This window comes from Paenarthrobacter nicotinovorans (assembly GCF_021919345.1).
GTDB classification, from domain to species: domain Bacteria; phylum Actinomycetota; class Actinomycetes; order Actinomycetales; family Micrococcaceae; genus Arthrobacter; species Arthrobacter nicotinovorans.
Window position 1 is genome coordinate 3,915,858 of sequence record NZ_CP089293.1, and the last position, 24,893, is coordinate 3,940,750.

25 protein-coding genes are annotated in these 24,893 nt (G+C 64.5%); 8 read left to right on the plus strand and 17 right to left on the minus strand.

The genetic code is table 11. The features are described 5' to 3' along the window. Positions 1 to 805: 805 nt before the first annotated feature. Genes rpsN through rpmB form a run of 3 tightly spaced genes read right to left on the minus strand, consistent with a single transcriptional unit; the run spans position 806 to position 1,519 of the window. A complete protein-coding gene (gene rpsN / locus JMY29_RS18150) occupies positions 806 to 1,111 on the minus strand; it encodes a 30S ribosomal protein S14 (protein ID WP_011776360.1) in 306 nt (101 codons plus the stop codon). A gap of 4 nt (positions 1,112 to 1,115) precedes the next feature. Next, on the minus strand, positions 1,116 to 1,283 hold the full coding sequence (rpmG, locus tag JMY29_RS18155) for a 50S ribosomal protein L33 (protein ID WP_003798558.1): 168 nt from the start codon (positions 1,281 to 1,283) through the stop codon (positions 1,116 to 1,118). Beyond that, on the minus strand, positions 1,283 to 1,519 hold the full coding sequence (gene rpmB / locus JMY29_RS18160) for a 50S ribosomal protein L28 (RefSeq protein WP_011776361.1): 237 nt from the start codon (positions 1,517 to 1,519) through the stop codon (positions 1,283 to 1,285). The genes rpmG and rpmB overlap by 1 nt, the downstream gene beginning before the upstream one ends. Before the next feature lie 383 nt (positions 1,520 to 1,902). Here rpmB and JMY29_RS18165 point away from each other — a divergent pair, with 383 nt between their 5' ends. The 3 genes from JMY29_RS18165 to JMY29_RS18175 are packed head-to-tail and all read left to right on the plus strand — an operon-like array spanning position 1,903 to position 4,614. Then, a complete protein-coding gene (locus JMY29_RS18165) occupies positions 1,903 to 3,363 on the plus strand; it encodes a ferredoxin reductase family protein (RefSeq protein WP_189076734.1) in 1,461 nt (486 codons plus the stop codon). Further along, complete coding sequence (locus JMY29_RS18170; protein WP_055975281.1) at positions 3,360 to 3,839, plus strand: FMN-binding protein; 480 nt, start codon at positions 3,360 to 3,362, stop codon at positions 3,837 to 3,839. Before JMY29_RS18165 ends, JMY29_RS18170 begins: the two co-directional genes overlap by 4 nt. Continuing rightward, positions 3,823 to 4,614: an FAD:protein FMN transferase gene (locus JMY29_RS18175; RefSeq protein WP_189076735.1), complete on the plus strand. Its 792-nt coding sequence runs from the start codon at positions 3,823 to 3,825 to the stop codon at positions 4,612 to 4,614. The genes JMY29_RS18170 and JMY29_RS18175 overlap by 17 nt, the downstream gene beginning before the upstream one ends. Here the strand turns inward: JMY29_RS18175 and JMY29_RS18180 are convergent, their stop codons facing one another. Then, entirely contained in the window at positions 4,615 to 5,382 is a 768-nt protein-coding gene (locus JMY29_RS18180; protein ID WP_189076736.1) for an SGNH/GDSL hydrolase family protein, read from the minus strand. Positions 5,383 to 5,445: 63 nt separating this feature from the next. Then, a complete protein-coding gene (locus JMY29_RS18185; RefSeq protein ID WP_018779924.1) occupies positions 5,446 to 5,925 on the minus strand; it encodes a MarR family winged helix-turn-helix transcriptional regulator in 480 nt (159 codons plus the stop codon). A 69-nt stretch (positions 5,926 to 5,994) separates the two neighbouring features. Here JMY29_RS18185 and JMY29_RS18190 point away from each other — a divergent pair, with 69 nt between their 5' ends. After that, positions 5,995 to 6,282 carry a YciI family protein gene (locus JMY29_RS18190; protein ID WP_018779925.1) on the plus strand — a complete coding sequence of 96 codons (288 nt, stop codon included), beginning with the start codon at positions 5,995 to 5,997 and terminating at the stop codon, positions 6,280 to 6,282. Here the strand turns inward: JMY29_RS18190 and JMY29_RS18195 are convergent. The 7 genes from JMY29_RS18195 to JMY29_RS18225 form a co-directional block, all read right to left on the minus strand. Next, positions 6,258 to 7,088 (minus strand): SGNH/GDSL hydrolase family protein, encoded by an 831-nt coding sequence (locus tag JMY29_RS18195; protein WP_189076737.1) that lies wholly within the window; start codon positions 7,086 to 7,088, stop codon positions 6,258 to 6,260. The two genes, JMY29_RS18190 and JMY29_RS18195, sit on opposite strands and share 25 nt — an antisense overlap. Next, positions 7,085 to 7,921: an SGNH/GDSL hydrolase family protein gene (locus JMY29_RS18200; protein WP_055975292.1), complete on the minus strand. Its 837-nt coding sequence runs from the start codon at positions 7,919 to 7,921 to the stop codon at positions 7,085 to 7,087. The genes JMY29_RS18195 and JMY29_RS18200 overlap by 4 nt, the downstream gene beginning before the upstream one ends. A gap of 321 nt (positions 7,922 to 8,242) precedes the next feature. Then, entirely contained in the window at positions 8,243 to 9,298 is a 1,056-nt protein-coding gene (locus JMY29_RS18205) for a siderophore-interacting protein (RefSeq protein ID WP_018779928.1), read from the minus strand. Beyond that, complete coding sequence (locus tag JMY29_RS18210) at positions 9,295 to 10,119, minus strand: ABC transporter ATP-binding protein (protein WP_189076738.1); 825 nt, start codon at positions 10,117 to 10,119, stop codon at positions 9,295 to 9,297. The genes JMY29_RS18205 and JMY29_RS18210 overlap by 4 nt, the downstream gene beginning before the upstream one ends. Position 10,120: 1 nt before the next feature. After that, entirely contained in the window at positions 10,121 to 11,104 is a 984-nt protein-coding gene (locus JMY29_RS18215; protein ID WP_229778703.1) for a FecCD family ABC transporter permease, read from the minus strand. Positions 11,105 to 11,226: 122 nt separating this feature from the next. Then, positions 11,227 to 12,342, minus strand: a complete 1,116-nt coding sequence (locus tag JMY29_RS18220; RefSeq protein WP_189076740.1) for a FecCD family ABC transporter permease — start codon at positions 12,340 to 12,342, stop codon at positions 11,227 to 11,229. Positions 12,343 to 12,347: 5 nt separating this feature from the next. Then, positions 12,348 to 13,418 carry an iron-siderophore ABC transporter substrate-binding protein gene (locus JMY29_RS18225; protein WP_055975300.1) on the minus strand — a complete coding sequence of 357 codons (1,071 nt, stop codon included), beginning with the start codon at positions 13,416 to 13,418 and terminating at the stop codon, positions 12,348 to 12,350. Between the two features lie 432 nt (positions 13,419 to 13,850). Here JMY29_RS18225 and JMY29_RS18230 point away from each other — a divergent pair, with 432 nt between their 5' ends. Further along, a complete protein-coding gene (locus JMY29_RS18230) occupies positions 13,851 to 14,351 on the plus strand; it encodes an FBP domain-containing protein (protein WP_079582523.1) in 501 nt (166 codons plus the stop codon). Positions 14,352 to 14,428: 77 nt separating this feature from the next. Here the strand turns inward: JMY29_RS18230 and JMY29_RS18235 are convergent, their stop codons facing one another. Genes JMY29_RS18235 through JMY29_RS18245 form a run of 3 tightly spaced genes read right to left on the minus strand, consistent with a single transcriptional unit; the run spans position 14,429 to position 20,248 of the window. After that, positions 14,429 to 17,902 (minus strand): ATP-binding protein, encoded by a 3,474-nt coding sequence (locus tag JMY29_RS18235; protein WP_189076741.1) that lies wholly within the window; start codon positions 17,900 to 17,902, stop codon positions 14,429 to 14,431. Then, positions 17,899 to 18,798: a DUF4194 domain-containing protein gene (locus JMY29_RS18240; protein WP_189076742.1), complete on the minus strand. Its 900-nt coding sequence runs from the start codon at positions 18,796 to 18,798 to the stop codon at positions 17,899 to 17,901. Before JMY29_RS18240 ends, JMY29_RS18235 begins: the two co-directional genes overlap by 4 nt. After that, a complete protein-coding gene (locus JMY29_RS18245) occupies positions 18,791 to 20,248 on the minus strand; it encodes a DUF3375 family protein (RefSeq protein WP_026267467.1) in 1,458 nt (485 codons plus the stop codon). The genes JMY29_RS18240 and JMY29_RS18245 overlap by 8 nt, the downstream gene beginning before the upstream one ends. 291 nt (positions 20,249 to 20,539) lie before the next feature. Between JMY29_RS18245 and JMY29_RS18250 the strand changes: the two genes are divergently transcribed. Then, entirely contained in the window at positions 20,540 to 20,842 is a 303-nt protein-coding gene (locus tag JMY29_RS18250) for a hypothetical protein (RefSeq protein ID WP_018779938.1), read from the plus strand. Between the two features lie 62 nt (positions 20,843 to 20,904). Next, the gene (locus tag JMY29_RS18255) at positions 20,905 to 22,869 is read left to right on the plus strand and encodes an acyl-CoA dehydrogenase family protein (protein WP_189076743.1); all 1,965 of its coding nucleotides are present in this window, start codon (positions 20,905 to 20,907) and stop codon (positions 22,867 to 22,869) included. A 1-nt stretch (position 22,870) separates the two neighbouring features. Here the strand turns inward: JMY29_RS18255 and JMY29_RS18260 are convergent, their stop codons facing one another. Further along, positions 22,871 to 23,278 (minus strand): YchJ family protein, encoded by a 408-nt coding sequence (locus JMY29_RS18260; protein ID WP_189076744.1) that lies wholly within the window; start codon positions 23,276 to 23,278, stop codon positions 22,871 to 22,873. A 185-nt stretch (positions 23,279 to 23,463) separates the two neighbouring features. Between JMY29_RS18260 and JMY29_RS18265 the strand changes: the two genes are divergently transcribed. Continuing rightward, entirely contained in the window at positions 23,464 to 24,237 is a 774-nt protein-coding gene (locus JMY29_RS18265) for a hypothetical protein (protein WP_189076745.1), read from the plus strand. Positions 24,238 to 24,252: 15 nt separating this feature from the next. Here the strand turns inward: JMY29_RS18265 and JMY29_RS18270 are convergent, their stop codons facing one another. Beyond that, a complete protein-coding gene (locus JMY29_RS18270) occupies positions 24,253 to 24,744 on the minus strand; it encodes a flavin reductase family protein (protein ID WP_189076746.1) in 492 nt (163 codons plus the stop codon). Positions 24,745 to 24,893: the final 149 nt, after the last annotated feature.

A 24,893-nucleotide genomic window follows, 5' to 3' on the forward strand; every position in this document is an offset into this window, starting at 1 on the left:
CATCCGGCCCCACCCACACAGCACGCTCAAAAGCGAACCATTTCTCAGGCTGTTATCAAGGGGGTCGGCCCCCGCAGTTCTCAGCTCCAGGCTGTCTCACTCGCGGCGACTCAGAAGACATTACACGCCCACAAGCCCCCACACAAATCCACCACCACACCACCCAAAAACCCCGCAAACACAACCCAAACAACCCCACCAACCCAACAAACCACCCCCAAACCCACCAAAACAACCACCGTGAACCCCATCACAACCACCCACACCCCCCCGACACCCACACACCCAACCCAACAACCGCCGTCGAACCCCATCCCAGCGGAACGCGACCAAGCGACCGGCCCAAACCCTTGGGGAAGTGAGCAAGCGTCACAACCAAACCCGTGGAACGTGAGCAAGCGTCACAACCAAACCCCTGGAACGTGAGCGAGCGTCGGCCTGAAACCCTAGGGATGTGAGCAAGCGTCACAACCAAACCCGTGGAACGTGAGCAAGCGTCACAACCAAACCCGTGGAACGTGAGCAAGCGTCCGATTCAAGCCCTAGGGATGTGAGCGAGCGTCGGAAAGAGGGGGCGGTTATCCGGCAGCGCGCGTCCAAGGGAGGAACGACCGAGCGCGCAGAGGATGACCGCCCCCTCCCCGCCGGCCACCCCTCCCCGACAGCCACCCTTCCGAGACCGCCGCCTCCCCGACAGCCGCCTCTCCGCGACAAGCCCACCGGCCTGAGAAACTGAACAACCCGCGCTTAAACACAAAAAGGGCCGGCAACCATAACGGTCGCCGGCCCTTTCAGAGCTTCGTGATTACCAGGAAGACTTGGTGATGCCCGGGAGCTCACCGCGGTGAGCCATGTCGCGGAAGCGAACACGGGAGATACCGAACTTCTGGAGCGTGCCGCGGGGACGGCCGTCGATCTGGTCGCGGTTACGCAGACGGATCGGGGAGGCGTTGCGGGGCAGCTTCTGCAGGCCGAGGCGTGCAGCTTCGCGTGCTTCGTCAGTCGCGTTGGGGTCAACCAGGGTCTTCTTCAGTTCGAGACGCTTGGCAGCGTAACGCTCAACAATGACCTTGCGCTGCTCGTTGCGAGCAATCTTGGACTTCTTTGCCATGTGTTTAGCGCTCCTCTCGGAATTCGACGTGCTGGCGGATCTTGGGGTCGTACTTCTTCAGGACCAGGCGGTCCGGGTCGTTACGACGGTTCTTGCGGGTTACGTAGGTGTAACCGGTGCCCGCAGTGGACTTCAGCTTGATGATCGGACGTACGTCCTTGTCCTTTGCCATTAGAGCTTTACTCCTCGTGCCAGGATGTCGGCGACGACTGAGTCGATGCCGCGTACGTCGATGGTCTTGATGCCACGGGCTGACAGGGTCAGCGTGACATTACGGCGCAGGGACGGAACCCAGTAGCGCTTCTTCTGAATGTTCGGGTCGAACCGTCGCTTGTTGCGACGGTGCGAGTGCGAAATGCTGTGTCCAAAGCCCGGCTCGGCTCCGGTCACTTGGCAGTGTGCTGCCATGACTCTCCTCCAAAGATTGAATGTAACGGCGTGCAGATGTTCCTGCGTTGCCGTGCGACAGGCAGTGTTCGCATCCGGGTCCACACCATTTCGGTAGTTTCCGCAGCAAGTGCGGCGAAGAAGGCTGGCCTCAGGACCGCAATGATTCAGGTCCTGGGATACCGGGCGAATACAGGAATGCACGCAACTTGAGCCCCTAACTACCGGCCAACGGGATGTCAGTCAGACTGACTTCACCACCAACCGGAGCAATTGCACACGATCCGCACTACCTAGCGCCTAACTATTCTACGGGCCAGGCCAAATTAAGACCAATCCGGCATCATACGCCCTCAAAAGCTCTTTCACAGCAGAATGAAAGGAAGCCGGGCGAGTCTTGGGATATGACCTCGTTACTGGCCCCTGATTCTCCGGTGGACAACCCGTCGTCGCCCGGCCCGCGGACAGCACCTGCCGCCGTCGAGCGCTTCCGCCCGCAAGCACGACGGCGGCTGGCCCGGTCCGATGTCCTGGCTTTCGTCGGGTGGTTGTCGCCGGTTGCGGCGGTGACGCTGCGGCTTGCTGACGGCGGCGCCAACGGGTTCTCGTCGTTCGCGGCCACCATGACATCGCTGGGGATCGTAGCCGGCTTGATCGGCATGGACCTGGTGTTGTTGATGCTGTTGCTCGCGGCCAGGATCCCGTTCGTGGACAACACAATCGGCCATGACCGCGCCTTGGAGGTGCACAAGAAGCTGGGCAAACCGGCTCTTTACCTGCTGCTGGCGCATGGTCTCCTGCTCGCGATCGGCTACGGAGCGGCGGAGGGCCTGGATCCGGTCAGTGAGTCGGTCTCGCTCTGGGTCAACGTCCCGGACATGTGGCTCGCGTTCGTCTCCATGGCACTGTTCGTTGCCGTGGTGGTGACGTCGCTGGTGGCCGTCCGCCGGAAGTTCCCGTACGAATTCTGGTACGCGATCCACCTGCTGACCTATGTGGCCGTTGGCACCGCCATCCCGCACCAGTTCAGTGTGGGCGGGTTGTTCGCCGAAGGGACGTGGCAACGCTGGTACTGGCTGGCTATTTGCATTGCGACCGGCGCCGCACTTCTCCTCTACAGGGTGTACCTGCCGTTGGCAGCGACATTCCGGCACCAGCTCACCGTCAGCCGCGTGGTCCGGGTCGCGCCGGACGTTTTCAGCATCGAAATGACGGGCCTTCAGCTGGAACGCCTGGCCGGCGCCGGGGGCCGTTTCTTCTTCTGGCGGTTCCTCGCTCCGGGACACTGGTGGCAGCCGCACCCGTTCAGCTTGTCGGCGGAACCCGTGTCCGGCGTCGGAAGCAAACCAGGGAGCTTGCGCATCACAGTGCGAAACCTGGGTGAAGGCTCTGCCCGGCTTGCCCGGATCAAGCCCGGCACCAAGGTCGCCCTTGAGGGCCCCTACGGCATGTTCAGCACGGCGGCACGCACCCGGAACAACGTGGTGATGATCGGCGCGGGGATCGGCATCACGCCGTTGCGGTCGCTCCTGGAATCCACCCCTTTCGAACCCGGACAGGCCACGGTCCTGCTGCGGGGACACGATGAGTCGGAGCTTTTCCTCGGCAAGGAAATCATGGCGTTGTGCCAGGCACGAGGCGCCACCCTCTTCCACCTCACGGGGCCCCGCTCGGCCGGCGTCCGCTCCTGGCTCCCCGAATCCGCGACGACTGCCGGGTTCACCAGCGCCTCCTACGCACCCGGCATCGCAGACGCCGACGTTTACGTTTGCGGCCCCACCCCCTGGGCCGCCTCCGTGATCAGGGAAGTCCGCGCAGCGGGTGTCCCCTCGGAACAAGTCCACTACGAAAGGTTTGACTGGTGAGAATTCGAGCAGCCATGGCAACCGCGCTGGCGTCGGCGGGCATCCTGTTGGCGGGCTGGCAGTCGGGCGCGCACATCGCCGACACCGGCACGGCAACCACCACAAGCCTGGGCAGCAGCGCCAGTGCCGCCGGCGGCACCACCACGGGCACCAGCGGAAGCAGCAGCGCCACCAGCAGCGGAACCAAGACAACAACGACGGCGGCAACTTACGACGGCACGGCCGTCCAGACCCGCTTCGGTACAGTCCAGGTCCGGGTGACCATCCAGGGCGGCAAGATCACCGAAGTCACGGCCCTCCAGCTCACTGACGCCGAACGCAAGTCGGCCCAGATAAGCAGCCGGGCAGCACCCGTGTTGCGGTCAGAAGTCCTCCAGGCGCAATCCGCGGACGTGCAAACCGTCGGCGGCGCAACGGTCACCAGCGACGCCTACCTCACCTCACTCCAGGCAGCCCTCGATGCCGCACACTTCTAGCACCACGCAGCTGCGGGCCCGGACATTCCGCACCATGGGCACCGTAGTGAGCCTGACGGTGGCGAGCGGACACTACGCCCAAACAGCCGTTGACGAGCTCGAGTCAGCAGCCGCCGTCGTCGAGGATAAATTCTCTGAACTGGACCTTAGCTTCAGCCTGTACCGGAACGGCTCCGAAGCGAGCAGGCTGGCCCGCGGTGAGCTGACCCTGGCCTACGCCTCCGAGTCCATGCAGGCCCTGTACGCAGAAGCGTCCGAATGGCGGTTGGCAACCGGCGGGGCTTTCACGGCTGAGCGGCCGGATGGCACGTTGGATCTTTCCGGGATCGTGAAAGCACACGCGGTGCGTGAGGCGGCGTTGTCCCTCGAAGCCCTGGGTTTGCGGGACTGGTGCTTGAACGCCGGCGGCGATGTCCTGGTGAGCGGGTCCCCCGAACCGGGGACGGAGGAGCCGTGGCTCGCCGGCATCGTTGACCCGCAGGATCGGCAAGCCTTGCTGGGCGCGTATCCGATGTCGGCCCTGCGGGCACTCGCGACGTCGGGCACGGCTGAACGCGGCCAGCACATTTGGGCCATTGGAGGTGCGGCAACGGAGTTCGACCAGGTTTCCGTGGCCGCCGCCGACATCGTTACCGCCGACGTCCTTGCAACCGCCATCGTCGCCGGCGGGACAAGGACCCTCGATCAGGCTGTTGAAAAATGGAAGGTGGAAGTCCTCGCGGTACGTCGCGACGGGACGCTGCTGGCTACCCCCGGGTTCAGGAAACCGGCCTGATCAAGAAACCGGCCTGATCAGTTCTGCGTACTTGGGACTGAGGCCATCGCCGGAAGACACGCCCCGGAGACGACGGGACACCCACGGCGCTGCCGACTCCCGGAACCAGCGCGCGTTTGCCTTCAGGGCCTCCACCCTCCCCAAAAGCCGCGCGGGCGCGAGCTCGGGAACGTCGATCACATGCTCGTGTTCCAGGACGTCCAGGACGCGCTTGGCCATGTTGATGTGGCCGGCTGTGGACATGTGCATCCGGTCCTCGCCCCACAGCCGCCAGTCGTCGTATTCGTCGAAGCGCCAGTAATCCACCAGCAAGGCGCCGTGGTCCTCGGCGATCTCCCGCACGAGTTCGTTGTAGATCGCAGTGCGGCCACGCATCGCGCTGAACACTTTCGAGCCCTTCGCGTCGAAGCCCGTGAAGAGGAGGACCGTGGCACCGGTCGCACTCAACTTGGCGATGCCGGCGTCGTACTCCTCCAACAGCGAGTCGATGTCGATCTTGGGCCGCAGGATGTCGTTCGCCCCGGCGTAAAGGGTCACCAGGGTGGGTTTCATTGCGGCGGCGGCATCCACCTGCTCGGCCATGATCTGGCGGAGTTTCCGGCCACGGATGGCCAGGTTGGCGTAGCCGAAACCGGGGTTGCTTTGGGCCAATTGCCCTGCCACGATGTCAGCCCAGCCGCGCACCCCGTTGGGGCGGCTGGGATCGTCGTCGCCGACGCCCTCAGTGAACGAATCCCCCAGGGCAACATATCGGGCAGAAAAATCCATGCCGCCAGTCTGCCACTTCAGCGCTCACAGCCACAAAGCCGCTGTTCTGCGCCGGAGAAAGCACTAGGAATCGCGGAGAATCCAGTGGTTGTTGTCCAACCGGGCAACGATTTTCTCGCCGATCCGTGCGAGGTCGGCGACGTCGTCGGGGCTGAGCGAGTCGAGCATCAACGTCCGCACTGATTCCACATGGGCAGGCGCCAGGGAAACAATGGTGGACATGCCGGCGTCGGTCAGGTGCGCCACCGTGACGCGGGCGTCACCGGGGTGGGCCTGCCGTTCCACCCAGCCGCGTTTCTGCAGTTTGGTGACCACGTGCGAAAGCCGTGACAGGGAGGCGCTTGTCCGGGCAGCGAGCTCGCTCATAGGCAGGTACCGGCCCTCCGTTTCGGAGAGCATGGCGAGCACGTTGTAATCGAACAGGGACAGTTTCCCGGCCGCCTGAAGCTGGGTGTCCAACGCCGAGGGGAGCAAAGTATTGATGCTCAGCAGGGCAAGCCAGGCACGGCGTTCGTCGGCGTTCAGCCACCGGGGTTGATTCATGGGTCCATCTTATGAGAATCCGTCGGCTTCCCGGGTCCAGGCCTGCTGCCCTGGCGATAGGCTGGCTGCATGTTCGTAGTCTCTTTGACCTACAAAGTTCCGGACGAAATCGTCGACTTTCACCGCCCGGGCCATATGGCCTGGCTCAAGGACGCGTTCGACGGCGGGATCTTCCTTGCGTCCGGACGTCGCGTCCCGGCCACGGGAGGCGTGCTGCTGTCCAAAGTGGACAGGGCAACGTTGGATGCCTCGCTGGCCGAGGATCCGTTCTACAGCAACGGGGTGGCCGACTTCGAAATCATCGAATTCACCGCCACCAGCGTGGCCGAAGGCTACGAAAACCTGCTGGACAGCTGAGTTTTCAAGGTTTTCGCCGCGCTGGTTCCGAGCCGTTCGGGCAGCACCACCGGCATGAGTTCCGGCCAGCGGGCACCCAGGTGGTCACCGCTCGAAACGCCGCGGACCCGGCGTGAAAACCAAGGCCCGACGTCGCGCCTCAGCCAGGCGACGTCGTCGGCGATGTTTTCGGTGAGGGACTTCGAACGCCACGGCGCCATAACCGGCTCAGAGAGCGAATGGGGCGCTCCCAGGACCTCCAGGACTTTCCTGGCCATGTACCTGTGGCCCGGCGTGGACATGTGCAGCCGGTCGGGAGCCCACATGCGGGGGTCCTGGAACCTTTCGAAGCACCAATAATCCACCAGGAGCGTCTGGTACTTCGCGGCAATCCGCCGGATGTGGCGGTTGTAAATGGCAGTACGGACCTTCAAGGGCTCCAGCAAGGGGGACAGCGGGACGTTGTAGCCGGTGAAGAGCACGATGGTAGCACCGCTGGCTTTGAGGCGCATCACGGCATTTTCGTAATCCCTCATGAGCCGGCCCAGGTTGAGCCGGGCCATGAGGAGGTCGTTGCCGCCGGCGTAAAAGCTGATGAGTGTGGGATTCAGGGCCAGTGCGGGTTCGAGCTGCTCGTCGACGATCCTTTGGAGGCGGCGGCCCCGAACGGCCAGGTTGGCGTAGAGCGTGCGGTCATCGTGCCGGGCGAAATCCTCGGCCACACGGTCAGCCCAGCCACGGCAGTTGTTGGGTAGCCTGCGGTCAACGTCTCCCACGCCCTCAGTGAAGGAGTCTCCCAACGCGACGAATCTCCGCGGCATGGTCATTGTGCTGCCTCCCGGTTTTCCATGAGCTTCTTCAAACCACCCTTGCGGGGGACTTTGACCGGATGCGGCCAGCGGGGTTGCAGCGAATCGCCCAGGGTGACACCGCGCAGTTTGCGCCCGAACAACGGCACCACCCAGTCGTTGACCCAGCGGCGTTGGCGGCGCTCCCATTCACGCAAGGTCAAACGGGTAGGCGGTTCCCATTCCTTGGCCGGGATCTTGTGCGGGACATTGAGATGGTCCAGGACCTGTCCGGCCAAGTACTTGTGGCCGGCCTTGGACATGTGAAGCCGGTCCGGGGACCACATCCGCGGGTCCTTGTAAGCATCGAAGCACCAATAATCCACCAGAACGGCGCCGTACTTGGCCGCTATCTCCCGGACTCTGTGGTTGTACAGGGTATTGCGTTTCTTGAACGGCTCCAGGACCGCGGAAACCTTGACGTCGAACCCCGTGAAGAGCACCACCGTGGCCCCGGTTCCACTCAGCCGCGCGACCAGGAGTTCGTAGTCGGCAAGAAGGGCGTCCATGTCCGTGCCGAAGTCCAGGATGTCATTGCCGCCGGCGTACAGCGTGATGAGCGTGGGCTCCATGGCGAGCGCGGGTTCGAGCTGTTCATCGATGATGTGCCGGAGCCTCTTGCTGCGAACTGCCAGATTGGCGTACTCCCACCCCGGTTGCGCCTTCGCCAGCCTTTCGGCCACCCGGTCGGCCCAGCCGCGCACCCCGTTCGGCAGGACCTTGCTCGGGTCCCCAACACCCTCGGTGAAGGAATCCCCGATGGCGACATACCGCCGTCGAGCGCTGTTCCCGTCACCGAAGTCGTCCCGCACCCCACCGAAGCTACCCGCCCCCGGTTAAGCCCGAGCCAACCCCAAGTGAACAAGCGTCCGACCCAAGCACGCGGGATGTGAGCAAGCGTCGGACCCAAGCACGCGGGATGTGAGCAAGCGTCCGGCTCAAGCACGCGGGATGTGAGCAAGCGTCCGGCTCAAGCACGCGGGATGTGAGCAAGCGTCCGGCCCAAGCACGCGGGAAGTGAGCAAGCGTCCGGCACTGCAGGGCCGGTTGTCGGGCATCCGGCAGCGTGCGTCAAAGCGACGAAGGAGCAGCACGCCGAGGATGGCCGCCAATCGGCCGCCCACGTAAAAGGCTTAGCCCTCCGCCTTGCCGCGACGCCAGTAGCCCATGAACGCAACCTGCTTGCGGTCAATGCCAACGTCCCGCACCAGGTAGCGCCGCATTTCCTTGATCACGAACGCTTCGCCGGCAATCCAGGCGTAGAACGGCAGGGCACCTGCGGGCAGTGTCGGGTTCTTGGTGGCTTCGATGGCTGCCGCGTCCATGCGCTGCGGGGTTTCCCAAAGAATGTCCTGGTCTACGTTGACGTCTTCGGGCTCAGGACCTGCTGCGGTTCCGGAACCCTTGATGCCCACCCACCCCGGGACGGGAACTGCCTTGGCCACGGCTTCCTTGAGGAGTTCGCCGTGGGGACGGGAGCGTCCGATGGCTGCGCCGCGGGCAAGCCAGGTGATTTCGATGTCGGCGGCGGTGCTGATGTCCTGGAAATCGCCGGCTTCGGGCACCTCGAGGAAGGCATGTCCGGTCATGTCGGCGGGCAGGCTTTCCAGGATGGCGCTGATGGCGGGCACTGCGGTTTCGTCGCCGGCCAGGAGTACGCGCTGCGCCAGCCCCGGCCGCCATTCAATGCCACCGTAGGCGCCGGCGGTGGCGCACTGTGCAGCCCTGTTGTTGGGACCGATGATGGTCAGTGCGTCGCCCGGTTTCGCAGCAAGCGCCCAGTTGGCCGCAGGTCCGCCGTGCCCGGCGTCGTCGAAGTGCATGACGAAGTCGATGTCGATTTCGGGGTACACGGCGTCGAGCCGTTCGGAGCGGACGGTGTAAGTCCGCATGTCCCCACGGACGGACGGGTCCATCGCCAGCCATTCCTGGTACCAGCCGGCCTCTTCCATTTTGAAGGGGGGCAACGGAATGACGTTGCCGTCTGCGTCAAAGGACGGAATCATCAGCTTCACGCGCAAGTCCAGGGTGTCGCCCGCGACGCCGAAGTCGCGCAGCGAGTAACCGCCGAACGTGATCCGGCGGAAATTGGGGCTCAGTTCCTGCACTGCCGTCACGGTGACGTCGAAGGCGAGGGTCATGGGCTCCACGGCGGCGCTTGCTTTGGCCTGTGTCGGTTGTGCACTCATGAGGCGATCTCCAATTCGTTGCTTACAGCGGGGCTTGCGTGGTGCCGTCCAATGGGAACGATCAGTGGTGTGCCTGAGATGGGGTCCGGAACCACCCGGGACTCCAGGCCGAAAACGTTGAAGACGAGTTCTTCCGTGACCACGTCGATGGAGGGCCCTTCAGCCACGATGCACCCGCCCTTCATGGCGATGACGTGATCTGCGTAGCGCGCTGCCAGGTTCAAGTCGTGGAGCACGATCGCCACAGTGGTCGCGCGGCGGCGGTTGAGGTCCGTGATGAGGTCGAGGACTTCCACCTGATGCGCGAGGTCCAGGTAGGTGGTGGGCTCGTCCAGCAGCAGGACGTCGGTTTCCTGCGCCAAAGCCATGGCAATCCAGACCCGCTGGCGCTGGCCGCCGGACAGTTCGTCGATGCTCCGCTCAGCGAGCCCAAGGGTATCGGTGGCTTCGAGCGCGCGCTGCACCGCGGCGTCGTCGGCGGCGCTCCAGCTGCGGAAGAAACCTTGGTGCGGGTAGCGGCCGCGGCCCACGAGGTCGCGCACGGTGATCCCGTCCGGCGCGGCCGGGTGCTGCGGCAGGAGGCCCAGCGTGCGGGCCAGTTCGCGGGCAGGACGGGTATGGATGTCCTTTCCGTCCAGCGTCACGGCACCGCTGGCCGGCTTCAGCAACCGCGACAAGCCGCGCAGGAGCGTGGATTTGCCGCAGGCGTTGGCGCCGACGATCATGGTCACTTTGCCCTCGGGAATCTCGGTGGAGAGCCCCTCCACCACCTTGCGCTGCTCGTACTGGAGCGTGAGGTCCTTGGCATTAAGGATGGCCATGTCAGGCTTCCTTTCGGTTGGACGTGACCAGAAGCCACAGCAGGAAGGGTGCACCGAGCGCACCGGTGATGACGCCGACCGGGAGGACGGTTCCGTCCAGGACGACCGGAGCAATGTTGGAGGCGAAGAAGTCGGCAACCAGCACGATCAGCGCGCCAGTGAGGGCCGACGCCGGAAGGCTGGGTTTGCGCACGATGCGGCGGGCGATCGGCCCGGCGAGGAACGCGACGAAAGCTACCGGTCCGGCGGCGGCAGTGGCGACGGCGGCAAGTCCGACGGCGGTCAGCACGAGTCCCAGCCGCGCGGCGTTGACCCTGATTCCGAGGCCGGCGGCAGCGTCGTCGCCCAGTTCAAGGATGCGCAACGGTCCGGCGAGGACCACGACGGCCGGCAGCAAGACAAGCAAGGAGACCCCCAGAACACCGGCCCGGTCCCAGGTGGCTGAGTTCAGCGAGCCGTTGAGCCAGATGAGGGCGTCGGCGGCAGTCCGGATATCCGCACGGGTCATGAGGAAGTTGACCACCGCGTGGAGTGCTGCGGCGATGCCCACGCCGGCCAGGATGAGGCGGTTGCCTGCAGCGTTGCCCCGGCTGCCCCCGCCCGCGCCGGAGCCGGTGCCGCGGGAGATCGCGTAGATGATGGCCGCGACACCCAGTGCGCCGCCGAGGGCCGCCCCGGAAACGACAGCCCCGGATGCGCCGAAGATCACGATGGCGGTCACTGCCGCGGCGCTGGCACCGTAGCTGATGCCGATGATGTCCGGGCTGGCCAGCGGGTTGCGCAGCATGGTCTGGAACAGCGCGCCGGCGAGCCCGAAAGCGAGGCCGATCATCGTTCCCACCACAGCGCGGGGCAGTTTGTGTTCCATCACGATGAAGCTGGCGCCCGGGATCTTTTCGCCGCCGGTCAGATGGTTGATGACGATGGTGAAGAAGTCGGGGATGGTCACGGTGTAGCTGCCCAGGAGCACGTACACGGCGAACATCACCAGCAGCGCGAGGCCCAGGAAGAAGGTGGGGCTCAGCACGCGCCGAAGTGGCAGATGATGAGGGTGTTTGGGGGAATTATTGGCATTAAGTGCCGTCTCGGGCGCGGATTTAAGGACCGTCACAGTCCGGCCCCCTTTCCACGGCGAATCAGCCAAACGAACACCGGCGCTCCAACGATCGCGGTCATGATGCCTGCCGGAACTTCGCCCGGGAGGAGGATCACGCGGCCGATGATGTCGGCAGAGATGAGCAGGATGGGAGCCGAGACCAGGGAAAACGGCAGGATCCACCGGTAATCCGGGCCGGTCAGCAGCCGGACGGCGTGGGGGATCACCAGGCCAAGGAAGCCGATGGGGCCGGCCAACGCAGTCGCCGAACCACACAACAGCACGATGCCCAGTGCCGTGATCCCGCGTGCCAGTCCGACGTTCTGGCCCAGGCCGCGGGCAATGTCATCGCCCAGGGCCAGGCTGTTCAGAACGCGCCCGCCGCCCAGGACGATGACCGCGCCAACAGCCAGGAACGGCAGCGCAGGCAGCAGCACGGACCAGTCCCGCCCGCCGATGCTGCCCACCTGCCAGAAACGGAAACGGTCCAGGGTGTCCTGGCTGGAGACAAGAATGACGTTCATCAGGGAGAACAGACCCGCGCTCAGCGCCGCACCCGCCAAGGCGAGCTTGACCGGCGTCGCACCGTCGCGCCCCCGGGACGCTATGGCATAAACGACGACGGCGGCTGCCGCGGCTCCGATGAAAGCGAACCAGATGTAGCCGGTCAGTGAGCCGATGCCGAAGACGTAGATGCCAACAACCACGGACAAGGCCGCGCCGGCGTTGAGACCAAGGATCCCCGGGTCGGCCAGCGGGTTGCGGGCGACGCCCTGCATGGCAGCCCCGGCGAGGCCAAGTGCAGCGCCGGCGAGGAGGCCCAGGACGGTGCGGGGAATCCGGGCGATCACCACAGCGTGGTTGCCGTCAGCCGGATTGAAGTTGGTGAGAGCCTCCCACACAGTGGTGAGGGGAAGGCCGCGCGCGCCGATCGCCAACGATGCGGCACTTACTGCGGCGAGTACGACGACGGCCAGCAGCAGCCAGGCGGTGCGCTTGCCTGCTGCGCTCCGGGCCCCGGTTCCCCTACCGGATGCCGAAGCGTCAGGGGAGATGCCTCCCGGGCCAGCCGGCACCATGCTGCCGCTGCCCCGCCCCTGGACGGCCGTCGTCGTACTCAGTTTCATTGCAGTTACTTGCCTGCGGCTTCTGCGGCCTTACCCAGCTGCGGCAGGAACGTATCCAGTGCCCACGGCAGGCTCAGCGGCGAGGAAGCGGAGATGGAGAGCGTCAGGGTCTGGTCCGAATCGGCAACCAGGGCGCCCTTCTTGATGGCCGGGATCTGGCCCAGCAGCGGGTCGGCCTTGATGGCGTCGGCCGTTGCAGCCTCGGGAACCCAGGTCACGAAGATGTCGGAATCAAGCTCGTTGGCCTTTTCCGCGGACCACGGGATGAAGAATTCCGTGTTCGACTTGGTGTTTTCCGTAACGACGGGGGCCAGCTTCATGCCGATTTCGGAGAGGAACCGGGGGCGGTTGTCGATGGCGGTGTAGACGTTGGCGCCGTCACCCTTGGCGGGCTCGAGGTTGCCGTAGATGAAGGTCTTGTCCTTGATCTGCGGGTACTTGGAAACCTTGTCCTTGATGGTGGCTTCGGTGTCTTCGACCAGTTTCTTGGCTTCGGCTTCCTTGCCCAGCGCCTTGCCGATGATGGTGGTGCTTTCCTGCCACGGCGTACCGTAGGCCAGTTCCGGCTGCGCCACGACGGGGGCGATTTCGCTGAGCTTCTTGTAGTCAGCCTCTTCCAGGCCCGAGTAGGCAGCCAGGATGACGTCCGGGTTGAGCTTGGCGATCTCGGTGAAGTTGATGCCGTCTGCCTCGGAGTACTGCACGGGAGCCTTGTCGGTGCCGAAGCCGGCGCCGAGCTTCTCCAGCGCTGCGTCCTTCCACGGGGTGGAGCCCTTGTCGTTGTTGCCCCACTCGTTCTTGGGAACGCCAACCGGAACAACACCCAGGGCGAGTGCGACGTCGTCGTTGACCCACGAGACGGTGACTACGCGCTTGGGCTGTTCCTTGATGGTGGTCTCACCGAAGACGTTCTTGATGGTCACGGGGAACGCGGCGGACTCGGCCTGCTCGGTTGCCGGCGTCGACGTGGCCGGTCCTGTGGAGCAGCCAGTGAGGGAAAGGGCGACGGCGGCCAGGGCGGCCGTCGCGGTTCCTGCTGTTTTCAGCAGGGCGCGGCGTGGGAGAAGGGATGCCACGATACTCCTTAGGTAAGTGATGCGAACCTAAGTAAGGCTAGCCTACCCTCCCGATAATTACGAAACGTTTGCGTCACCTAATCTCCAGGCCTGGGCAATGCGGGCTGCTTTTGATTGGGGTTAGGATGGTCGATGGCGGAACAACCGCTTCCTGGAAAACGACGAGGGGATGAGCGTGCGCACTGTTTCAGTTGCTGCAGCCATGGTTGGCGAGGTGGCCGTTTTGGCCTGCTTGGCACTCCCCTGCACGTCGGCATCTCTCTAGGTTTCCGGGCACAGCAAAAACCCGGCCGCAGGGCGCTTTCCTTGCCTTGCCATTTCCTCGTTTGGTGACCGACGACTCCTGCCATCCCGCAACACTGCCCGTGGCCGTGCCGGCAGAGGCACGCCCAGGCACGCGGACGTCGACCATTTTTCGAAAGAAGCTTTGCCATGCAGAAAATCACTGCCCAACAGATCCGTTCATCCTTCATCAACGCCAGCCGCTCCGAGGCAGCAAAGGCCAATCTTCCCCGCGATTTCGACACCATCGACTGGGACAAGCTCGAATTCCTGGGATGGCGCGATGAGAAGATGCCCCAGCGCGGGTACCTGGTGGTCCCCCACCGGGGCAAACTCACGGGGGTCATGCTCCGCGCCCCCGAGGGAGGCTCCGGCAAGAAGCGTGTGGTGCTGTGCGAACTGTGCCGGGACGTCTTCTCCAAAGACGACGTCTACCTGTGGGTTGCCAAGAAAGCTGGACAGTCCGGCAAGGACGGGAACACCGTGGGCACCCTGATCTGCGCCGAGTTCGGTTGCAGCGCCAACGTGCGCAAGGAACCACCGGCCAATGAGATCAACCCGGACCCGGCCGTCGTCGTGGTTCGGCAAATCGCAGGCCTGGAGTCCAGGACGGAACAGTTCCTGGACCGGGTCCGCGACGTGTCAAAGTAGCGCCCTGGAGCAACGCGGGGTCACTTTTGGCCCATAAAGGGCCTCCCAAAGGGCCATAAGTGACCCCGCGTTGCTTTCTAGCGGAGGACGATGTCCACCGGGTTGGCTTCGGATCGCCATGCGCCGGGCTCACCCGGCCCTGCGATAACGGGAGCCGTGAGGACGCCCGAGCGGTTGGTCCGCTTGTCCCGCAGGATCTCCGTGACGGAGCCGAGGTGCCGTGACAGGTCAATGACGTTTTCGGGCGCGGCCAGCAACAGCTGGAAGCCGAATTCGTGGAGTGCCTTGATGCCCGCACCCGCGAACTCCTCCGAGGCCAGCACGAACGCTTCGTCCATCATCACGGTGCCGTAGGTGGTGAAGCCCTGCTCGGCGATGCCCAACTGGTAGCTCAATGCAGCAGCCATGATGAAGGCCGTGAACCGTTGGCGCTCACCGCCCGACATGGAGCCGGTGTCGGCGTGCATGAAGACTTCGGTTTTCTTCTTGCCGGTTTTGGAGGCGCCGGCCTTCCCTTGCTTTGCCACCTCGCGGTGTTCCTTGCACTGGATGAAGACGTGTCCACGGACGTCCAGCACCTCGGCACGCCAACGTCGATCCTCCGGCGTTTGCGATCCGAGCCGCTTCACCAGCGTTTCCAGCGATTTATACCGGGCGGTGAGCTCGGCGTCGTCGTCCGTTTCGGCGGAACCAGCGGCGGAAGCGCCGCGCGAGGGCCGTGTGTGTTTGGTTTTCAAAGCGTTCTGGATGGCGTCCTTGAAGACCTTGGCCGTTGCCGGCAGCGTCTGCTTGATGTCCAGTTCCAGGAAGCTTCCCTCGTGGAAATTGACCTCGGACAAGATGCCGTTGAGGGGGAGGATGCGGCTCGTGATGCTGCGCCGTTCCTCATCGAGAAGGTGCAGGAGCGTACTGAACGACTCGTGCGTGCGTTGGTTGAAGAACAGCCTGAACTCGGCCTCCTGTGCGGGCAGGCCGTCGCTCACGATCGCGTGGTAGCGGGCTTCGAAGTCGCCTGCGGCACCGATTGAGGTGCCGTGGTCGGCGCTGATGGCGCTCCCCCAGTCGCGGACGAACGCTTCGAACATGCGCGTCAGGCGTTCGGCTGTCGCCTGGCTCCGGGATTCGGCCGCGTGCAACTCGTCCAGGAGTTTGTTCCGGACGCTGTTGGCCAGGTTGTCCAGCTCATACAGTTCGGAGACGTCCGCGACGCCGTCGAAGTACGGTTCCAGCGCGGTGACGGTAGAGGCCGACGGCGGTGACTGCTCAAGCTTGAGCCTCGCCGCGTCCAGCAGCCCGTCAGCCGTGGTCATCTTGTGGTCGAGCGCTTTGTATTCGCTCTGCAGCACAGCCGCCACCCCTGTGGAGGACTGGTGCTTTTCCCTGACGGCTTCGATGTTGGCACGCAACGGCTCGAGGTCCGCCTGGGCGGCCAAAGCATCCACCAGCCGTTGCTCTATCCGTGCCAGCTCGTCCGCGGCAACGGCAGCCGAAACCTGCTCCCACGGCCGCTCGTCTTCAGCCACGCGCCGCAGGGCTTCCAGTTGGCGGGCCATGCCTTGGTGTGAATCCTCACGGCTTTGGGCCAGTTCGGCTGCCTTGGCCAGCTCATTCTCCAGCTCGCCCACGCGGGCAGCGACGAGTTCAAGCTTGGAAGCGTTATCGAAGCCGAGGACGTAATCCTGCCGGCTGGTGAACCGGTCGTCCTTCTCAACGGTGTGCCGGTTCCGCTTCACCACGCCGCCCAGGCTCAGGCCTTTGTCCATCGAGGCGAGCTCGTCCGGGTCCTCGACACACGGATACGCAAAGTCCAGGGCGATCCGCTCACGGATCCATTCCCCGGCGTCGGCGTTTGCGCCCGAGGTGAGGATGCTCAACTTCGTCAAGAGGTCGCCGTCGGACACGTCCTCCACAGCCAGCGCCCCACCGGCAAGCGGCTTGGAGACGTCCACCGCGCGCAGCGCGCCCCGAACAGTGTTGTCGTTCAGGTATCGCGTGACGGCAGCAAAGTGCTCCCCCGGAACCAGCAAGGTGGTGGCCAGGTTGCGCAGGGCCCGCTCCGCCGCGGGCCGCCACTGGTCCTGCCCCTCCGCGAGGTCGATCAGCTCGCCGCCAAACGGCATCCGTTCTTCCGGTACGCCCGTCGCGGCCGCGATGGCGGCCCGGTTTTCAATGCTCGACGGCGGCAGCAGGGACTTGCGCGACCGCAGCGACAACAGTTCCTGCTGGGCCGCAGCCAGCTCACGCTTCTTGGTCGCGTGGCCATCGAACGCCTCGAAACGGAGTTCCTTCAAGGCCTCCGAATCGTCTTTCAACTCGATCGAACGGGCGGCGGCCTGCTCGTGCGCCTGGTCCCAGCCCTCGGCTGACCATTCCAGGTTCAGCCCGGCGTCGGCCAGCGCCTTCCTGGCCGAGTCCTCAACCTGCTGGCGCAGCTTCAGGCCAACCTTGGCGTTCTCCAACGACTGCTCAATGGCCGAAATGGCGTTGCCACCGCGGTTGTTGTAGTCCAGCTCAAGGTCCCGCAACTCCTTGGCCAGGGCATCGCGGACCACACGCTCGGCGGCGAGTTCCTGCGCCTTGGACTGCGCCAACTCCTTGAAACGGGCCAACGTCTTGGCGTGCACCGTGACAGCGAGCTGCTGCTTGTAAGCTTCAAACTCTTCGCCGGCCAACTCACGGAGGCGGTTGGCGTCCAGCAAGGCCTGGGCGTATTCCTTGTTCAGGCCCGGCACCGGAGCCAATTGGTCGCGCTGCAGCCGGACATCCTCCAGCCGCTGCCGGATCGACATCAGGTTGCTGAATTCCTCCACGACGTCGTCCGCCGCAGCCAGCGTGGCCGGGGCATCCAGCACCTGGTCCCGGAAGAACGTGTTGACGCTGCCGCCCAAGCCCTTGCCGGCCTGGATAACGCGCAGCAGCGGAAGCGCCTGGTCCGAGTTGATACCCAGGAGCCGCCGGAACCGCTCGGCGAACGCCTTGTGGACGTCGAACACCTGACCGTCCGGGAAGATCGATTCCAAGGCACTCCTGGTAAACCGCTTCTGTGCGATCCCCTCGATCGCTTCGAGGTCCAGGGGCTTGCTGTCGATCACATAGAAACGCCCAACGCTCGACTCCGTGCCGTTTTTCGGCAGGTCGAACAGCGCCGACACCGTCACTTTCGTGCCGGCTGCGTTATCAAACGTCAGCGCGACGGCGGACCAGGTGGCACCGGGGCGCTGGAAGGCACTGGCCGAACTATCCCCGACCGCCTTGTCACCGACCTTGCCGCGCATGTAGGTGAACGTGGTCCTCTTGTCCTCCACAGCCCCGCCGGACCGCTGGGCAGCAGCCTCGTTCGACCGCGGGCGGGCATCGAAAACGCGGAGCATGGCATCAAAGAGTGTGGACTTGCCGACACCGGAATTGCCGGTCAGCAGCGTGCCCTTGCGGTCCACGTGCATGGTGTGGGCGCCATGGAAGGTGCCCCAGTTGACCACCTGGACGAGGGCCAAACGCATCTGGCCCGGATTCGTGAGCTCGCCGAGCGGGAGCATGCTTGCGATGGTCACTTGGCTGCCTCCTCTGCTGCTGGGTCACTGTCCGCGGCGGTACCGGCGTCGTCGTCCCCGTCTTCGGAAGTGGGGCTGGAGTCAGCTTCCATATCCAGCAAAGGCTCCGTGCCGGATTCGTCCGCTGCTACTGCCACGAGGGCCTCTATGTGGGCCGGGATGTCGCCGATGTTTTCGAAGGGGAGGGCCAATGGGAGGGCGTTGCTGATGGTGTACGTGTCATCCAGCGGGGTGGGGAGGAGAAGTTGCCGGGCGAGGAGTTTGGTGATGGTGCGGGTGACCACGTCGGAGTCGCGCAGGGCATCCTGTTGGCCGGCGGGGGTGTAATTCGCTACGAGGTCGGAGATCTCTTCGCGGGTGATCGTGGGGTCGGTCTGGGCTGTGACGTGGCGGTCCAGGAGGAGGCGCAGCCGGAGCAGCACGATGGTTTCGACGCGGCTCAAAGCACGTTGTTGGCGGAGGATGCTGGACCGGGAGCTCGCCCCGATGATTTCCGGATCAACGGGTCGCAGGACAGCGATCTTGCGGTCGTGGTCCAACTGGAGCGTCAGGAAGAGTTCAGAGAGGCGGCTCCGGAGAATCAGCTGGTTGTCCAGGAGGGTCGTCCACAGCTTCTCGTCGCGGGCACCGTCAACGTAGGGACCTTTAAGGAGCTTCACCAGGGCATGGCGGACTTTCATCGGGAGCACGCCGGTGTCGCCGGGGAAGAGCGCGGCACCGTCCACGAAAGTGTCCCGAGGCGTGATCCGGAACGGGTCCGGGTGCTGGGCGGTCTCATCTGGCACCTCAACGGTGTCCTGCTCCGCTTCGGTGACGTCCTCCGCAACGGTGACGTCCTCCGCAGCGGTGACGTCCTCCGCTTCGGTGATGTCCGTCGTCGTGATGTCCTCAGTCATTGGAATCCTCATTCAGCGTGACGACAGGCAGGTACGCGGTGCGGATGCTGCCGTCAATTTGTTCGAAGTCGATGTGTTCCCAGGCGGCGCGGTCGAAAGCCGCGCCGGTCTGCAATGCCATGGACAGGAGGGTCCGGACGCTGTTGATGTGCCGTTCTTCCGCGGGCAGGTTTTCCCAGGCCTCACCCAACGTGGCCGAGCCTGCCATGGCCGCCCGCACAACATCGGGGCGCGCTTTGCCGGTGCGGGCCGAACGGACCCTGTCCGAGTCGCTGAACGCTATGGGGTCGGCCAGGCGCGGGGGCGTGGCGAACTCGTCCGGGTCGAACAGCTTGACCATGGCCAAGGACTCGAACCCGGCGTTGAAGAGCACAGGTCCAGGCACCAGGCCGGGCCGGTCGCGTTCGTAGGGCAGGGAACGGATGGCCTGTTCGGCTTCGGCCAGCACTTTGCGGAGACTAACCGACTGCCGGACGTCGTCGCTCTGGATATAGGTGTTGAGGCTTTCCGAGAGCTTTCCGTAAATCCGCTGGATCTGGCTGTGCTGGTACCGCAGTTCCGCGACGAGGTTTTTCAGCGTTTCGCGGTCCTCGTGGGAGAGATCGTCCGCAAACTGCCTGCTCAGCACCTCGCCGATGGCCGAGCGGAAACGCAGCTGCTGTTGCGGATCCTCAAGGAAGGCGGTGAAGGAGCGGAAAGTACGTCCTTCGGGGCTTTGCCGAAGCCGTTTGTCGGCCTCCAGAACCTGGGCCATGGTTGCGCCCTTGCTCAACGACTCTTCGATGATCTGGTTGCGGAGCTCCCCCACCAGTTCCTCGATACGGTCACGCATTTTCTTGTAGTCCGCGGGCAGGCTTGCGGCGAGGTCAAGGATGTTACCGGCAGCTTCAACGGCTTCTTCGTCGTCAAGGAGGCCGTCGAATTCGCCGGAACTGATGTCCTCCACCAGCTGCTGGCGCTCGTGGATTTCCTCTTCCAGGGCCTCCAGGCGCGCGCTCTGGTCCGGGTTTGTTTCGTTGGCCAGCTTCTCCACATCGCCGAGCAGCGTGCCGAGCCTCGAGCCGTTCAGTGTGGAACGTTCGCTGGAGAGGCTGTCGAGGAAAGCGAGCACACGCGCTGCGGGCTCGGTGACCTCGTACACGATCCGGCCCGACTGGTTGCGTCGCGTCAGGAACTGCTTGCGCGTCCATTCGTCACCGAACAACTTGCCGTTCTGCTGGCCGCCAAGCGCAGGATCCTGGCGCCGGAGCTGCTCAAGGAAAGCGTCGACGTCGGCGTGGAACTCTTCGAGCGGAAGCTGCGGCCTGGTGCGGGTAAAGGAGGCCTGGAGGACGGCGATGACCCACGGCGCCGAGCGCGTCAGGGCCCACGCGGGACCCTTGGTCAGCTGTTCGAGGTCGCGGAGCCTCGCGCCGATTGCGTCGGCGGAGGACATGGCTGAACGGGACAACTACTCTCCTTCAGCTGCTGCGAAACCTGGCTGGCAGCGGAAACTGCCCCGTACAAGGTTAACGCAGAGCGTCGCGGAGGCGTCGAGCGGGCCGGAAGTACCGCCGTCGGGGGCTTCAGCGCAGGCCGGCCGCAACCATTCCGTGACTTACCCTCCGGTACGGTTTCGATCGGATATCAACGCCGCAAAGTCACGCGTCAGCACTGGCCGGAAAGCACCCCCGCCCCTAATGTCAGATCATCGACGCCGCCACGCCGCGTCGACTCACGCAATGTCGCTCCGGGGGGAACCATGGATTTCGATTTCACTGCGCTGGAAACAGGCACATACGTAGTTATTGGAACGCTGTTCTTCGCTGTAATCCTGGCCGCATTCATTGCGGCCGCAGCAATGGCAACGATCGTCCTGATCGGAGCCATGGGGACGGCCTGGTACATCGTCAAAGCCGTCCTTGGTGGCCTTGTCCACGGCATTAATTTTGCCTGGGACAGCCTGGTCCACCACGCCGGACAGGTGGAAATTCCGGCGGAATTCCAGCCCCAGGTTTCCTCTGGCACGGGTAGCTACCCGCGGGTAGCATTGAGGGACAGCTGAAGGGTTCCCACCCACGGCGGACCCTGGCTCCATCCGGCACAACCGGCTAGAGGAGTTTTCCCATGACGTCCGCTACAGACAGCAGTCTCACCGCCGCAAGCGTCAATGCCACAGCAGAGGAAGCCCGCGCCGTCGCCGAGGCTGCCCGCGAAACTGAATGGAACCGGCCAAGCTTCGCCAAAGGCCTGTATCTGGGCAGCTTCGACCTCAGCCTGATCCACCCCTGGCCACAAGCCAAAGCGGACGACGTGGAACGGGGCGAGGAGTTCATGGCCCGGTTGCTGGCGTTTGCCAAAACAATGTCCGGCCGGCAGATCGAACGCGACGCCAGGATTCCGGACGAGTATCTGGCCGGGCTCGCTGAGCTTGGCGTGTTCGGCATGAAGATCCCACGCGAATACGGCGGACTGGGCCTTTCCCTGGTGTACTACGGCCGGGCCCTCGCCCTCCTGGGTTCAGTCCATCCGAGCCTGGGTGCGCTGATTTCCGCCCACCAATCAATCGGCGTCCCCGAGCCCGTCAAGGAGTTCGGCACGCCGGAGCAGAAGAAGGAATACCTGCCGCGCTGCGCCGCCGGCGCCATCACGGCGTTCCTCCTGACAGAACCCGACGTCGGCAGCGACCCCGCCCGCATGGGCGCCACTGCCGTACTTTCCGACGACGGCGGTTCTTACCTTCTGGACGGCGTGAAACTCTGGACCACCAACGGCGTGATCGCTGAACTCGTTGTGGTCATGGCCAGGGTTCCGGCCCACACCGATCCTGATGGAACCGAGCACAAGGGCGGCATTTCCGCTTTTGTGGTGGAGATGGACTCGCCCGGCATCACGGTGGAGAACCGGAATGCCTTCATGGGCCTGCGTGGCATCGAGAATGGCGTGACGCGCTTCCACCAGGTGCGGGTGCCTGCCGCCAACCGGCTCGGGCGGGAGGGGCAGGGGCTGAAGATCGCCCTCACGACCCTGAACACCGGGCGGCTTTCCATCCCCGGCCTCTGCGTCGCTGCTGGAAAGTGGAGCCTGAAGATTTCCCGGGAGTGGTCCAACGCCCGGACGCAGTGGGGCCGCCCAGTGGGCAAGCACGAGGCCGTGGGCAAGAAGATCGCCTTCATCGCAGCCACCACTTTTGCGTTGGAGGCCGTGTTTGAGCTCTCCGCCGAGATGGCCGACGCCGGCCAGAAGGACGTCCGCATCGAGGCCGCGCTGGCCAAACTGTGGTCCACCGAACTGAGCTGCAGGATCGCCGATGAACTGGTGCAGATCCGTGGCGGCCGCGGCTTCGAAACCGCCGATTCCCTCGAAGCCCGTGGGGAACGGGCAGTCCCGGCCGAGCAACTCCTCCGGGATCTTCGCATCAACAGGATCTTCGAGGGTTCCAGCGAAATCATGAAACTCCTGATCGCGCGCGAGGCAGTGGACGCACACCTCGCCGCCGCCGGCGACCTCGCCTCGGCGGACGCAAGCCTGCAGGACAAGGCGAAGGCCGCCGTCGGGGCCTCCGGCTTCTACGCCCGCTGGTTGCCCAAACTGGTTGCGGGCGCCGGGATGGACCCTCGGTCGTACGCCGAATTCGGGCGGCTCGCCAAGCAGTTGCGCTTTGTTGAACGCTCCTCGCGCCGCCTCGCCCGGCAGACCTTCTACGGGATGGGACGCTGGCAGGCCAAGCTTGAGCACAAGCAGGCGTTCCTGGGCAGGATCGTGGACATCGGGGCCGAGCTGTTCGCCATGGCCGCGTGCTGTTCACGCGCCGAGTCGCTGCTGCGGACCCACCCGGAACAAGGCGCGGCTGCCTTCGAGCTGGCTGAAGCCTTCTGCGAACAGGCCCGTGTTCGGGTGGATGAGTACTTCGACCAGCTTTGGCGCAACACCGACGACGGCGACCACGACCTCTCGCGGAAAGTCCTCGACGGCGACTACGCCTGGCTGGAGGCCGGAATCCTGGACCAATCCGAAGGAACAGGCCCCTGGATCGGCGACGCCTCCCCCGGCCCCTCGACCAAGGAAAACCTCCACCGCAGATACCGGTGAGCTACTGGAGCACGTCCCCGTCCACGTAGTACCAACGCTTGCCTTCCCGCACGAAACGGGAGAGTTCACGCTGGACGCCGCGTTCGCCGTCGGACCTGTAGTGCGCCGCGAACTCAACGGTGCCCGCCGAGTCGAGCGGGCCGCCGTTGCTCGTGGAAAGGATGTCCAACCTGCGCCACTGCAGGTCCGGGTCCAGGTCCATGGAGGCGGGCCGGGTGGAGGAATGCCACGTCCGCAACAGATACCCGGGCTCTAGGACCACGAAGGCCGAATACCGGGACCGCATGAGTTGCTCTGCGGTGGGCGCCTCGGCCTCCCCGCGATGGAACCGGCCGCAGCATTCGTCGTACTGCTCGCCGGAAAGGCAGGGACAGGCACCGTTGCGGAGCCGGGTGTGGTCAGGGGTCACGACGCGCCAATCTGGGCTGTAAATGAGAGCTGGGCAACATATTTTCGCATGCGAGATAACAGGTTCGAAACAACCCTGCCAGAGTGGGCTGCGGCGCGTGATTCCGTCGGTGCGGGACCTTACGCTAGATAAGCAAGCTGGGTGGGCAATGCGCGCATCACAAAACGACAGCCAGGGGAGGCTACGTGGAGGATCCGACAACACTCGCCATCAACCTGACGTATTTGGGGACGCTGGGCCTGGCTCTGCTGATGTTCCTCGGCCTCGGGTTGATTGTCATCATCACTCTGGTGGTTGCCGGAGTGGGACGGCTGGTGTCTGTCATCCTCCTGGCGTTGATTGGCGTCTTCCCCAAGAAGGACACCACTCCCATCGTGCACCTTCCCGCTCGGCCCGGGTACGTGCCGGAACGGGTAGTCGGCGCGGACGCAGTTGGCGGCGCGGACGCAGTTGACGGCGCAGCTGAGGAATCGGCGCCGATCGCGACGCCGGTTGCCGCGCCATCTTCCGCTGCGGTGCCTGCCGCGCCCAAGCGGGACTTGCTCGGAGTGACCCGTCGCCGGATCTCAGGTGCGTCGGCCGCCGTCAAGGACGGCGCGTGGAAATCAAAGGTGGACCCCCGGAAGCTGCCCAAACCGGCCGAGGTCAAGTCCGCCGTCGAGCACCAAACTGCGCACCACCCGATCGTCGTGGCCGCTGCCAAGGAACCGCCGGTCCTGTCGAAGGACTGGGCGGATGCGGTTGCTGAAGCCGACCGACGCGAGGCCGAACGGGCCAAGGCCCAGCAGCCACCGCCCATCAAAGTGACGGTCCGCGACCTCGACGAGCCCACGCCGTCGTCAAAGAGCCCGGCACCGGCCAACCCGCCAAAGAAGCAGGGCCCTGTGACGTCCCCGAAGGGGAAATCCCAAGGCCCCACCAAAAAGGGATCCCTCAGCGGCGCTGCCCGAAACTCCTAGCTCGGGCGTGCCGGGCTAAGCGGCCAACTGACGGAACGCTGCGCCATGGTAGATCAGCGGCTTGGACTCGAGGTTGACGGTGGTTGCCTTGACCTCAAGAACCACGATCGCGTGATCCCCGGCGGGCGTTTCTGAAACTATTTCGCATTCGAAACCCAACACGGCCCCATCGATCAGCACCGCGCCCGAGTCCCTGACACTCGTGTCCAGCCCGGCGAAGCGGTCCCTCGTTTTGGACGAGAGCTGGAGGCAGGCAGCTTCCTGCCCCTCAGCCAGGACCGAGACGCCAAGCCGCTGGGCCTGGCGCAGTTTGGGCCACGTTGTGGACGAGTTCTGCACTGCGAACATGACCAGCGGCGGCTCCAGTGAAACGCCCACGGTGAAGGACGACGCCACCAGCGCTTCCGGCGTGAAATCCACCATCGCGCTGAAGGCGGCAACTCCGGAGGGGAACTGCGCAAAAGCCGCCTTGATGGCCGCCGTTTCTTCCACTGTGGTCTGTGTCATCCCGCTGTCCCTTTCGTGCGTTTCCTAAGTTCCTTTCCCATAATTCACCCGCTTGGAAGAACGGCAATATTTGTTGATCCGCAAGACATTTGTGTTGCCGTGTGTCAAGAAATGTCGCGAAGTAAGGCCTCTTCCATTACCCCGCAAGA